At 45.4% G+C, this 12943-nt stretch carries 9 protein-coding genes; 1 reads left to right on the top strand and 8 read right to left on the bottom strand.

Going from position 1 to position 12943, the window contains the following annotated elements; all coding sequences use genetic code 11:
- Positions 1-477: 477 nt before the first annotated feature.
- The 6 genes from ACR0QT_RS11380 to ACR0QT_RS11355 all read right to left on the bottom strand — a co-directional run bounded on the left by ACR0QT_RS11380 (position 478) and on the right by ACR0QT_RS11355 (position 7768).
- Entirely contained in the window at positions 478-1947 is a 1470-nt protein-coding gene (locus ACR0QT_RS11380) for a M14 family zinc carboxypeptidase (protein WP_432630887.1), read from the bottom strand.
- Between the two features lie 4 nt (positions 1948-1951).
- Complete coding sequence (locus tag ACR0QT_RS11375) at positions 1952-4060, bottom strand: polyribonucleotide nucleotidyltransferase (protein WP_432630886.1); 2109 nt, start codon at positions 4058-4060, stop codon at positions 1952-1954.
- Between the two features lie 381 nt (positions 4061-4441).
- Positions 4442-4708 (bottom strand): 30S ribosomal protein S15, encoded by a 267-nt coding sequence (gene rpsO, locus ACR0QT_RS11370; RefSeq protein WP_177977497.1) that lies wholly within the window; start codon positions 4706-4708, stop codon positions 4442-4444.
- Positions 4709-4855: 147 nt separating this feature from the next.
- Positions 4856-5656 carry a radical SAM protein gene (locus ACR0QT_RS11365; protein ID WP_432630885.1) on the bottom strand — a complete coding sequence of 267 codons (801 nt, stop codon included), beginning with the start codon at positions 5654-5656 and terminating at the stop codon, positions 4856-4858.
- Positions 5653-6672, bottom strand: a complete 1020-nt coding sequence (locus ACR0QT_RS11360; protein WP_432630884.1) for a membrane receptor RagA — start codon at positions 6670-6672, stop codon at positions 5653-5655. Before ACR0QT_RS11360 ends, ACR0QT_RS11365 begins: the two co-directional genes overlap by 4 nt.
- A 22-nt stretch (positions 6673-6694) precedes the next feature.
- Entirely contained in the window at positions 6695-7768 is a 1074-nt protein-coding gene (locus ACR0QT_RS11355) for a membrane receptor RagA (protein WP_432630883.1), read from the bottom strand.
- A gap of 283 nt (positions 7769-8051) precedes the next feature.
- Here ACR0QT_RS11355 and ACR0QT_RS11350 point away from each other — a divergent pair, with 283 nt between their 5' ends.
- Entirely contained in the window at positions 8052-9080 is a 1029-nt protein-coding gene (locus ACR0QT_RS11350; protein ID WP_432630882.1) for an acyltransferase family protein, read from the top strand.
- A 152-nt stretch (positions 9081-9232) separates the two neighbouring features.
- Here the strand turns inward: ACR0QT_RS11350 and ACR0QT_RS11345 are convergent, their stop codons facing one another.
- Complete coding sequence (locus tag ACR0QT_RS11345) at positions 9233-10633, bottom strand: O-antigen ligase family protein (RefSeq protein WP_432630881.1); 1401 nt, start codon at positions 10631-10633, stop codon at positions 9233-9235.
- A gap of 318 nt (positions 10634-10951) precedes the next feature.
- On the bottom strand, positions 10952-12907 hold the full coding sequence (lysS, locus tag ACR0QT_RS11340) for a lysine--tRNA ligase (RefSeq protein WP_432630880.1): 1956 nt from the start codon (positions 12905-12907) through the stop codon (positions 10952-10954).
- Positions 12908-12943: the final 36 nt, after the last annotated feature.

Here is a 12943-nt window from a genome sequence, read left to right as displayed (position 1 = left end):
GAGAAGCATAGGTAGTAACGACATCGCAAGATGTCTCCCTCATTCTGCCTACATCATCGGGCAGTTGACAATGCCCGTTTTACCAAAGAGATTTACTCTAAGGTATTTGTTATTCTTTCGTAGCGAGGATGGTTATCTCCAAAATCCACATCACACCGAAGAGATGTACCAGCCAAATCTTCCAGAACAAATAACGTATCCTTACCATATTTCTTAACGAGTGTCTTAGAAATCTGATGGTTTACATCGGATATCCAACGGTTCTCTCGTCCTGAAATAGCTTCTGGTCTACGCTTTACCTTTTGGATTGGATCTGACGACGAACCTCTTTCAGCAATAATATTTTATCGTATATTTTACTAAAAATCTAGCATTTAAGAAAGCGAGGTGTAACGGGCATTCCTTCCCGACCTAAGAGGTCGGAATATTCTGCCCGTATTTAGATGAAGATTCAGTAGAATTCCAGCAGGAATTCCGTCAGTGCTGGATTGCAAATTCCATCGCGGAAACCCAGACTTCTTTGTTGTGTTGCCATACTGCCGGGAACTCGGAAACCGGCATCGGGCAGGTGACACTTCCAACCTCAATCGTCACACTCGGAATCGGGCTGTCCTTGATCTGTACCCAGTCCTTGAAACCGCCGTGACCACTTGATCCGCCCAGACGATAACCGGTCTTGGATGCCATGAGATCTGCCAACGCCTTGGAGGTCTCTTTGACCTTGTTGCCTGCATAATCCCAGTAAATGAGATTTCCCATGCTGTGATAGCTGATCGTCAGCGCCCAGTTTCTTGACATCGCAAGATTTGCAAGCGCCTGACTCTCCGGCTCTGACAGGGAACTCGTTCCCTTGTAAGTGCCGTAGGACGGCTTCGGGGAACTGCTCACCTGATCCCAGTCAGCCGGGAAGTTCTGGTTCAAATCCGTTCCTCTCGCATCTGCTTTCCAATAAAGGAGATAACGCTCATACGTCGCGCTCGTTCTTCCAAGTGCCTTGTCATTCTCATAGCACTCGCGAATCTGCTGACGCAGAGTTGCTGAGCGAATTCCGCTCTCTCCAAACTGGCTGATCGAGATTCCATCCGGATTGACCATAGGAACATAGTGAATGGCAACCTGATTAAAGAGCTGGGAGAGTGGCGTTCCATTGTAGCTTCCGCTGTCATAAAATGCCAGACCATACTCCAACTGCTTCATCACAAGAAGGGGCGTCATATACTCTCTCGCATGGATGCCTGCATGAATCAGGATATGCTTCGGCGCATTCTGATTTCCGACTACAATCTCATAGAGATTTCTGCCGTCCAACGAAGTGCCGATCACATTCACTTTCATATGGCTTCCATAACGCGCTGATAACTTCTGAATATCCTGACTCATCTGGTCATAGGTATATTTGTCTGCCACCTTGACAATCGGGTCCGTCACCGTTCCCGCAAAAGCATTCGTTCCATCCGTCGTGTTCGTCGACTCCGCAACCTGAGGAAGCATTCCCCCGATTCCCGGTCCCACGGAATTGGAACTGCTCATACCCGGTCCGATGACCGGTGAAGTCGTTCCGGTGGAAGAGCCGGAGGTCGTTGTTGATCCGGACGGAGTAGGCGTGGAGGAAGCAGTCGGCGCAGAGGAAGTCTGTGCGGTGCTTCCCGCAGAAACGACAACCGTGGAGGTCGTCTGCTGTGTTCCCGCACTCGTCTCCGAAGTTGTCGGAGCCGTCGGGCTTGCCTGAGTCTCAGAGGTCACCGGTGCCGGTGAAGTCTGGGCAGTCGTCTGCGTCGCGTCTGCTGTTGCCTCTGTGGTCGCAGTCGTCGGAGACTCCTGCTTTACTTCTGTCGTCAATTCGTTTGCCGGCACAATCACTTCTGCCTGTGCCAAAAAGGAAGTGCCAGCTACCATAACGGTAGCCAGCATTCCGGTAAGAAAGCCATTTATATTTTTTGTTCTCATAAAACTAGTTTTCACTGTCCTTCTTTGCAAGGTCACCCGGCTTCATGCTCAGGCTGATCTTGCCAGCTTTGTCTACATCAAGTACCTTAACGGTTACGGTGTCGCCGATATTTACCACATCCTCAACCTTCTCGACACGGCGGTCAGACAGGCGGGAAATGTGGATCATTCCATCTTTCTTCGGCTTCAGCTCAACGAATGCGCCAAACGGCATGATGCGAACAACCTTACCCGTGATCACCTGACCCGGCTCAATGTCGGTAACGATGTTGTGGATGATCTCCTTTGCACGATCGATCATTGCCTGATCGGTTCCGCAAACTGCAACATTTCCATCCTCGGAGATGTCGATCTTCACGCCGGTCTCCTCGATGATCTTGTTGATCACACAGCCCTGCTTGCCGACTACATCACCGATCTTCTGCGGATCAATGCTGATCTGGTCGATCTTCGGAGCATACTTGCCAACGGTCTTTCTCGGCTCGGAGATTGCCTTTGCCATAACCTCGTCGAGGATGTAAAGTCTTGCCTCGCGGGTTCTGCGGATTGCCTCCTCGATGATCGGGCGGGTCAGACCGTGAATCTTGATATCCATCTGGATTGCGGTGATACCCTTGTGAGTTCCGCCTACCTTGAAGTCCATATCGCCGAAGAAGTCCTCAAGACCCTGGATATCGGTCAGAACGATGTAATCGTCATCGGTCTCGCCGGTTACCAGACCACAGGAGATACCTGCTACCATCGTCTTGATCGGAACACCAGCTGCCATCAGAGACATCGTGGATGCACAGATACTTGCCTGAGAGGTAGAACCGTTGGACTCCATCGTCTCAGATACGGTACGGATTGCATACGGGAACTCAGCCTCGGACGGAAGTACCGGAACAAGCGCACGCTCTGCAAGAGCACCATGACCGATCTCACGACGTCCCGGTCCTCTTGACGGCTTCGTCTCACCTACGGAGAAGGACGGGAAGTTGTAATGGTGCATGTAACGCTTCGTGGTCTCAAGCTCATCAAGACCATCTAACTTCTGTGCCTCAGACAGCGGAGCCAGAGTACAGATGTTGAGGATCTGGGTCTGTCCACGGGTGAACATTGCGGAACCGTGTACACGCGGAAGCAGGTCAACCTCTGCTGCTAACGGACGGATCTCGGTGATTGCACGGCCATCCGGACGCTTGTGATCTTTCAGGATCATCTTGCGGACGGTCTTCTTCTGGTACTGATAAACAGCATCTCCAAGAAGAGCGAGCCACTCCTCGTTGTCTGCAAATGCCTCCTCGAGCTTCTCGGTGATCGCACGGATATTTGCCTCACGGGTCTGCTTGTCATCGGTGAAGACAGCAACTTCCATCTCTGCCGGCGGAACGATCTCCTTGATTGCCTCAAACAGCTCCTCCGGAACTGCGCAACTCTCATAGCTGTGCTTCGGCTTTCCGCACTCTGCAACGATCTTGTCTACGAAAGCGATGATCTCCTTGTTCACGGAATCTGCCTTGTAGATTGCCTCGATCATCACGTCCTCCGGCACTTCCTTTGCGCCAGCCTCGATCATGATGACTTTCTCTCTCGTGGATGCAACGGTCAGAGCCAGATCAGAAGCAACCTTCTGTGCCTGAGTCGGGTTCACAACGAACTCACCGTCTACAAGACCGATCTGGGTCGTTGCACACGGACCGTCAAACGGGATATCAGAGATTGCGGTTGCGATTGCGGAACCGAGCATAGCGGTCAATTCCGGACTGCAATCCTGATCTACGGACATCACAATGTTGTCAAGGGTGACATCGTTGCGGTAGTCCTTCGGGAACAGCGGACGCATCGGACGGTCGATAACGCGGGAGGTCAGGATTGCATTCTCAGATGCCTTTCCCTCTCTCTTGTTGAATCCACCCGGGATCTTTCCAACTGCGTACATCTTCTCCTCGTACTCTACGCTCAGCGGGAAGAAGTCAACGCCCTCACGCGGTTTGTCGGATGCGGTTGCGGTGGAAAGTACAACAGTATCTCCATAATGCATCAGTACTGCACCGTTTGCCTGCTTAGCAACTCTGTCCACATCTACGGTCAGCGTTCTGCCAGCAAGTTCCATACTATAACTTTTGTACATGTCTTGTTTTCCTTTCATCTCATTTTCATTTCTTTGTCATCTCTTTTTGAGCTCTTTGTGAGTTCTTTGTGAATTCTTTGTGATCAGAATTTTCCTTATCAGAAATTTCTTGAAAAGTTCCAATCTTTGTTTCAACATGAAAATATAATGAAAACTTTCTTTGTCAAAACTCTCTTTCTTGAAACTTTTTGGTTCAGAAAAATCCCGAAAAACAGAAGGATCTCTCCTCGAAACTACTGCTCTGCCCGCAGAATGGATATTTCTGTGGGTACAGCAGCGGCTTCGGGGTCCTGCTCCTGTTCTTCCGTCTTTTCTACTTTTTTGCTCAGATACAAATCAAGGCGGAGAAGAAACCCTCTCCGCCCCCTTTTATATCTAAAATTACTTTCTGATACCCAGCTTCTCGATCAGTGCACGATAGCCCTCGAGGTCGGTCTTCTTCAGGTAGTTCAGTAAACCACGTCTCTGACCAACCATCTTCAGCAGACCACGTCTGGAATGATGATCCTTCATGTTGCTCTTTAAGTGCTCGGTCAGCTCAGCGATACGAGCGGTCAGGATTGCGATCTGAACCTCCGGTGAACCGGTATCTCCCGGCTTTCTGCCGTACTCTGCGATGATAGCTGCTTTCTTTTCCTTAGAAATCATTGTGAAATCCTCCTTAAAAATATTAAATAATCTTACCGGAAACCAGGATGTGGCTGGAGTGGCCATACAACCGGGCCTCGGCGTTTTCATACCGGAACATCATAACATATTCCGTTTTTGCTGTCAATCGCTTCTTCCATAATGAAGTTAAAAAAGATTTTTTGTCTGATTGCGCTGTGCCTGTGCTTCCCGCCGTGCCTCCCGTTTTTCTTTTCGCCGTTCTAACTTTGTTTTCAGGCGCGGATCTTTCTCTTCCTTCTTGTATACCGGTTTCGGATCTTCTCTTGGCTCACTCTCTTCCTCACGCCAGTGTTTTTCATTTGTATGCGGAAGAAACATATAGCGAAAGACATCCGGGATCACATTTAGATTCTCCATCACCCAGTCAATCGATCTCTCTACATCTTTCTCATCATTGTAGTTTTTTATGTATGGAATCCGAATCCGCAGTTGCTCCGGAAAAACAAGGGTACGAATTTTCAGGAGATTGTCGATCACGTTCTTGTTATCCTTCTCTGTATACAATTCGTAAATATCCGGGTCCATATCTTTGATGTCGATGATCCACTCATCAATGTCCCCAATCAGCGGTTCAACAAGTTCCCACGGAACATTCAGAGAGGTCTCGATTCGTTTTTTCCATCGCGGATCAATCAACTGGCAGACCTCATGGATAAATGCAGACTGAAGCAAGGGTTCACCCCCGCCAAAAACCACACCTCCGCCCGTCATCAGATAATAAATCTCATCCCGCTTTAGAATGTCGACAAGCTCTTTCGGTGTATAGATCGCTCTCGCCTTTTCAAAAAACATGCTCTTTTTATGACAGTACTCATTGATACAATACTTGCAGTGAAGGGGACAATTAAAAAAGGCAACCAAAGTAGAAACGCCCTCTCCGTCTGTTGCCATTCTCAATCTGGAAATGGACATAATATCGCTTTTCATTCTTTCACCTCCCATTCTGTCAGCAGATCATAGGGGATTACCTGTTTTTCAAGCGGAATCTCGCTCAATTTCTTGCTTAAATATTCTTCCTCCGCATCACACTTCGCGCATGTCCCCGCACATGGACCGATCGACGGACACTCTTCCGAAGAAAACTCGATTCCATTCGCCTGCGCCAATTTGATTCTGAGTTCTCTCAGATAAGTGCAGATTCGTTTTCCATCGATTCTTGCGATCGGTTTTTCAACCTCTGCTTTCGTTCGATCGTCATTTTGGGGATAAATTTCTTTCCATGGATATCCCAGTATCGTATATTCCAGAACTGTGGAATTGAGTACCTCCACAGATGGAGATTCTATTTCTGCCTTTGATAAATCAATCTCCTTCATTCCATTCTTGATCGGAACATAGGACATCGAAGCAAAATCAAAATACGAAGGTTCTTTCAATTTTGTAATACTACGGACAACTCTCGGAAGCAGAGAAACGTATTCTTCCTCTGCCAGTTTTAAAAATTCATCCCACACCCTTGTCTTCTTTTTCAGTTTCTCAAAAAGTATATCACTATCTATATACAAAATTGAGGACAACTGTGACAGATCCGATATCAACGCCTTGTAAGCCTCAATTCTCTGCTTTGATTCAAATCGCCAGGGTGACATCGCACACAAATGGATCTTATATTCCTCTTTTCGATCTTTCAACACAAAAAAGGGATAAAGACTTTCCGGATTTCCGTCGGTGAGAAAAAGGATATCTGGATCTCCACTCCAAACAACTTTCGCATATAAATTATCTTCAACAGACTCAAGTGCCCGATATTTCTGACTCTCTGTTCCCCATTTATCCATTCCCAACTTCACTTCCGGCTGATACGGACTGACAAAACATTGATATTTCTTTGTAACCTTTTTTCCATTCAGACAGACGACGAGCACTGCATCTTTTCCAAATTCTTTCAGGATCGGATTCTCATGATTCCAGATAAATCCCGTGTCTGTAACCACGACTCTCATACCATTTTCCTCCTCTGTGCTGTTACCACTTTTTTAGCGTACAATCCGGGATCACCTGCTCCTCCACAGGAATTTTTTTCAATTCTTTTCTCAAATATCGCGCCTCCTCATCACACTTCGCGCATGTCCCCGCACACGGACCGATCGAAGGGCACTCTTCTGAAGAAAACTCGATTCCATTCGCCTCTGCCAGTTTGATTCTGAGTTCTCTCAAATAATTACAGATTTGTTTTCCATCGATCCTTGCAATCGGTTTTTCGACTTCTGTTTTCGTCCTTTTATTATTTAAAGGATATCTATCATAATTAACCATTCCCAATGTCAAACGCCCCGAATGAACCGATTCTAAAACCTGCATGGATGGCGGTTCTTCAGATGCTTTTGACAGATCAATTTTTTCCATTCCCTCTTTCATTGGAATATAGGACATCGATGCAAAATCAAAATACAACGGCTCCTCGATCTTCTCAATGCTACTGATTACTCTTGGAAGCAGAGAAACGCATTCGTCGGTTGCCTCCTCCAAAAGTTTTTTCTTAAAGCCAGAGGAAAAAGCCAAATCAGAGGAACCTGTGGAAGGAGAAGAATCCAAAGCGTCATAACTGATTACTCGATCCAAAATTCTGTCACTGTCGATATACATAACCGAACGAAGCTGAGTCATGTCCGATACCATCTCCCGATAAGCTGATTTTATCTTTTCACTTTCAAACCGCCACGGCGACATGGCACACAAATGAAATGTATGAAGATCCTGTCTGGATTTCATAGCAAAAAACGGATACAAGCTCTCCGGATTTCCATCTGTCAGAAAAAGAAAATCCTCTGGTTCCCCACCCCCTAAAAGCTCAATCGCAAAATACAAATCATCTCCAACGGATTCCAAAGCCTGATACTTCCTGCTTTCCAGTCCATATTCCTCCGTCTCCCATTCAGAATCCTCTTTTTCTTTATATGGACTGATAAAATACTTATATTTATCCGTGACCTTTTTCCCATTCAAACACACGACAAATACCACATTTACATCAAATTTTTCAAGAATCGGATTTTTATGATTCCAGATCCATCCCGTGTCTGTGACGATGACTCGCATACTTTTCCTCTCTGTCTACCAATTTTCACTGATACATTTTTTGTCATTATACTCCCCAACCAAAACTCCTATCAACCAAAATAACACATTCCCAATCAAATACCGGAAATCAAAAAGAAATCAGGAATCCCTGAAAAACTATTGACAGTTCCTCTCCTTTTTTCGTATCTTATAATTAACATAATTAAGAACAGAATCGTGAAAATAAAAGACAGAAAGGAGGCACAGAGAGCCACAGGACTCACAAATTAAAAATTTTTTATACAAAGGAGAATAATCCCAAATGATCTATATTATTTTGTATATCCTCTTAGCCGTACTATGTGCCTGGAAGATTCATTTTGTGACAGCTAACATGGATGTAAAAATCGTCATGAATCGACTCAACAAGTTACGATTTATTTTTGCCATCCTAATTATATTTACTCACTGCACACTCCCCTACAAATACTTGCCTCATATTCTTTTCCCACTAAGAAAAATATCTACTTTTGGCGTGGGATACTTTTTTATTTTATCTGGTTATGGACTGGCATATTCTGTCGCAAACAAGCCAAATTATCTGGATCATTTCGGAAAGAAAATCGGGAATTTGGTGTGGATCACCATTTTTTCAAGTGTGGTAAGTGCACTCATCAAAAATCTCGCTCTTGGGTGGAGCGAGCCACTCAGCCTGATTAACTGGTATATGCCAGCAATCATCGCATTGTATATTATTTTTTATGTGGTATTCAGTCTCTTGCCAAAGTCAAAGAATATACGAAATGCCTGTCTTGTCGGCGCTGCATTTGCCAGCATTTTGATTGTGCTCTACTTTGATAATTTTACCGGGAACAATTACAGAAACTATTACATCAGTGAATTAGCATTTCCATTTGGAGTGTTGATTTATGAATACGCAGATTTGATTTCCAGATTTTTAAAGAAGAAAAGTGCTATTTTCATTGTCATTGTAGCAGAAATTATTTTTGGAGGAATTGCATTCAGTGTTCCAGAACGAGGATTGCTGGATTTGATTTTTCACAATCTCATGCTAGTTCCAGTTGGATTTGTACTGATTTTGTTGATGGATAAAATAGAAATAAACAATCTCATTTTAAAGACGATGAATCGATATACGATGTTTATCTATTTATTCCAGTTTCCAGTGCTCACGATTTTGAAAAATTATTATCTGTCAAACGAACGACCTTTTGATGTCTTTTTCTTTTTCGCATGCTTAGGTCTAACCTGCATCCTTGCTGTTATCATCCAAAATATCTATGATCGCGTTGGAATGATAGTAAATAAGCATTTTCATCATAACGATTGACATCGTGCCTGATTAACATAGCGCCAAAATTTAAGCGTCAGCGATGAAAACCAACTCAAGTTTTTTCTTCGCTGACGCTTCTTTGCCTAATCCACCAACTTCATCTACTTATTTTATTTACTCACTATATCTCACTATATCATTTTACCTACTTACTCCACTTCGTTTTCTTCCTGGGACTCCTGCATCAAGATACGGATATGCTCATGCATCTCTTTTTTGTCACGGGGTTTCCATACCTGGGGCTTCGGAGGCTTTTTTCGTTCCACAGAATAAGCCAACGGAATCAGTCTCAATGCCATTGTGCTCCAGAAAGAGAATGATGTATTATCTGTAAGATAGGTCATCGTCATGTAGCTGAGGTTGCATAAATATAAAAGTGTCGTATCATCGTCCGCATACTTCGTCCAAAAAATCGGGATAAAAATATACTGAATCCCAGACCAGAAAATGAATCCCGGAAATCCCATCTCCACAAATACTTTCAAAATATCATTGTGGAACGGATACGGATGATTGATCAAGCCCGTACTGTACCAGATACCGACAATGGAATCTACGTATTCAAATCCTTTTCCAAAATAGCTCACTGAAAATTCATAGTAATCATTTGCCAGACTCCAGAGGTAGTCACGTCCCATCATATCAATGCCAATAACGTCCAACACCTGAGAAACGACTCCCGTCCGAACTCCATAAAGGTATAAGAAAAAGAACCCCACCCATGCGATTCCCCAAAGGACAAAGATGAGTTTTTTCTTTTTAAACAAACGAACAACGTAGGCTACCATGATAAATAATACAACGGCTGGAATCGCAATACGCTTCATACCAACAAAAAAGAAAAAGGTACATACCAGTATAAAAAAGATACGCTGACGTTTCTCTTTTCGCGTCTCACGAGGGGCAAACGCTACATAGTAGAGTACCAACTGACCAAAAACAAACGTGATATCATGTATTTCCAGATTGCGCGCATAACCTTCCGCTTCACCAAAGGTCACAAGGCAGGTAATCAGAGACTGGATACTTGGACCCAAACCAAAATTCGGGATCTCCAAAACCATAATTCCTGCATTCGCCATACACATTGCGATCGTAAACAAATCAACTGTCCTGGAACCAAACAGATAAACGCCACAGACCGCCGTCATAATCGAGATGCTCTGAAAAACCAGTTTAGAGCAGGCATTGACCATCGTCGAAATATTATTCAGATTCATCATCCAAATAACCATGGACCAGAGAAGCAAGGCTGCAATCAATGACATACAGGCAAGCGCCGGCCAGATTATTTTTTTCAATTTCTCAATATCCGGATAAATAAACCCATAGCCCACGGTCATAGCGATCACTCCCACCGTAAATATCTTAGGCAAGCCACCAAGCATGTTGTTTAAGGTCTTCCACTCACCCAGACCTGCAAATGTCAGCAAGCCAATAAAGCAAACACAAAGCAATCTCTGCCAAAACGGACTGTCTTTATAAAAGATGGAAGAAGGACGCTTCTGAGAATAATCCCTTTTTACAATAATTTCGGATAAGGTTCGCACCTGTTGTTTCTCCTCTTGCTTATCCCTAGAAAACAGACATCGCTATAAATAAACACCTTTATAGCTTTATAAACAGACCTCTTTATTCAGCAATCGTTTCTAAACGATAAGCACTGCAAAAATGCTTGACTCAAGCAACGTATTTATTTAAAGCAAATGGGGCTGTCGCATTAGCAAACTGTTGCCGAGCGATAGCCCCATTTTCTGTATTTCAAATTCCAACTGTTTTACAGTTGTCGTGCTTCGCACTTTTTGATTTTATCGTACTCCCGCTTTCGTACACCTTGGTACAGCTAGCTCAGTACATCTTCGTACTTCTTAGTACAGCTTTGCGCCTGCCGGGATGTGATTGTCTACCATCAGCAGGTTCAGCTTCTCCTCGCCGTTCTCCTCGCATACTGCGCTGAGTAACATACCGCAGGACTCAATGCCCATCATTGCGCGCGGAGGCAGATTGGTAATTGCCACGAGGGTCTTGCCAACCAGCTCTTCCGGCTCATAGTAAGCATGGATTCCGCTGAGGATTGTGCGATCCTTGCCTGTTCCGTCATCGAGGGTGAACTGAAGCAGTTTCTTGGACTTCTTCACAGCCTCACATGCCTTTACCTTTACAGCACGGAAATCAGACTTGCTGAAAGTCTCGAAATCCACCTGCTCCTCAAACAGCGGTTCAATCTTTACGTTGGAGAAATCGATCTTCTCGTTCGGGGTAAAGAAACCATTGTTGTCGCCAGCAGTTGCCTTCTCGCCAGCCTTGTCTGCGGACTTCTTGCCTGCATCTAAGGACTTCATCGTCGGGAAGAGCAGAACGTCACGGATTGCCGGGCTGTTGGTAAACAGCATAACGAGACGGTCGATTCCGTATCCGATACCACCTGTCGGAGGCATACCGATCTCAAGTGCATTCAGGAAGTCCTCATCGGTTGTGTTTGCTTCCTCATCACCAGCTGCAAGTGCAGCCTCCTGTGCCTTGAAACGCTCTCTCTGGTCGATCGGGTCGTTCAGCTCGGAGTATGCGTTACACATCTCTCTTCCGTAGATGAACAGCTCGAAACGCTCTACCTGCTCCGGATGATCCGGCTTCTTCTTCGTCAGCGGGGAGATCTCGATCGGATGATCCATGATGAAGGTCGGCTGAATCAGATGCTCCTCAACAAACTCCTCGAAGAAGAGGTTGATGATGTCACCGCGAACGTGACGCTCCTCATAGTGGATATCCTTCTCATCTGCGAGCTTCTTTGCTTCCTCAGTGGTCTTGATCTCGTTGAAATCAATTCCGGTATACTTTTTGATTGCATCGATCATCGTCAGACGCTCAAACGGCTTTCCAAGATCAATCTCAACCTCTGCATACGGGATCTTCGTGGTACCGCACACCTCGTTTGCGATGTGACGGAACATGTTCTCGGTCAGATCCATCATGCCATAGTAATCGGTGTATGCCTGATACAGCTCCATCAGAGTGAACTCCGGATTGTGACGGGTATCAAGACCCTCGTTACGGAATACACGACCGATCTCGTAAACCTTCTCCATACCACCGACGATCAGACGCTTTAAGTACAGCTCAAGGGAAATACGGAGCTTTACATCCTCATCCAGTGCATTGTAATGGGTCTCAAACGGTCTTGCAGCAGCACCGCCTGCATTTGCAACGAGCATCGGGGTCTCAACCTCTAAGAAGCCCTGATTGTCGAGATAGCGACGGATGCAGCTGATGATACGGGAACGCATCACGAAAGTCTTGCGCACATCCTCGTTCATGATCAGGTCTACATAACGCTGACGATAACGGGTATCGGTGTTAGTCAGACCATGATACTTCTCCGGCAGAATCTGTAAGCTCTTGGACAGCAGGGTTACAGAATGTGCGTGAATGGAAATCTCACCCATCTTTGTGGTGAATACAAGACCACGGATTCCGACGATATCACCGATATCCATGCGCTTGAAATCTTTGTATGCATCCTCGCCAAGGTCATCACGGCAAACATAACACTGAATGTTGCCCTTGAGGTCCTGAACGTTACAGAAGGATGCTTTACCCATCACACGCTTGGACATTACACGTCCTGCGATGGATACCTCTTTGCCTTCCCACTCGCTGTAATTTTCTTTTACATCCGTGCTGTGTACGGTCACATCATACTTTGTGATCTTAAACGGGTCCTTGTCTGCTGCCTGAAGTTCTGCCAGCTTCTCACGGCGAACCTTCAGGAGCTGATGAACATCCGGCTCCTGTGCCTGCTTTGCGTTCTGATTCTGCTCTGCCATCTCTATCTCCTTTGCCTGTCACTAAAACTATCATCT

This window comes from Brotaphodocola sp. (assembly GCF_050873365.1).
Classification (GTDB): Bacteria; Bacillota; Clostridia; order Lachnospirales; family Lachnospiraceae; genus Brotaphodocola.
The sequence above is the reverse complement of the archived record's forward strand: the minus strand, read 5'-3'. Positions and strand labels throughout refer to the sequence as shown.

Coding starts and splice junctions, on each gene's coding strand:
- ACR0QT_RS11380 (WP_432630887.1), bottom strand. CDS start 1,947: ATGAGAACAAAAAATATAAATGGCTTTCTTACCGGAATGCTGGCTACC.
- ACR0QT_RS11375 (WP_432630886.1), bottom strand. CDS start 4,060: ATGTACAAAAGTTATAGTATGGAACTTGCTGGCAGAACGCTGACCGTA.
- rpsO (WP_177977497.1), bottom strand. CDS start 4,708: ATGATTTCTAAGGAAAAGAAAGCAGCTATCATCGCAGAGTACGGCAGA.
- ACR0QT_RS11365 (WP_432630885.1), bottom strand. CDS start 5,656: ATGAAAAGCGATATTATGTCCATTTCCAGATTGAGAATGGCAACAGAC.
- ACR0QT_RS11360 (WP_432630884.1), bottom strand. CDS start 6,672: ATGAGAGTCGTGGTTACAGACACGGGATTTATCTGGAATCATGAGAAT.
- ACR0QT_RS11355 (WP_432630883.1), bottom strand. CDS start 7,768: ATGCGAGTCATCGTCACAGACACGGGATGGATCTGGAATCATAAAAAT.
- ACR0QT_RS11350 (WP_432630882.1), top strand. CDS start 8,052: ATGATCTATATTATTTTGTATATCCTCTTAGCCGTACTATGTGCCTGG.
- lysS (WP_432630880.1), bottom strand. CDS start 12,907: ATGGCAGAGCAGAATCAGAACGCAAAGCAGGCACAGGAGCCGGATGTT.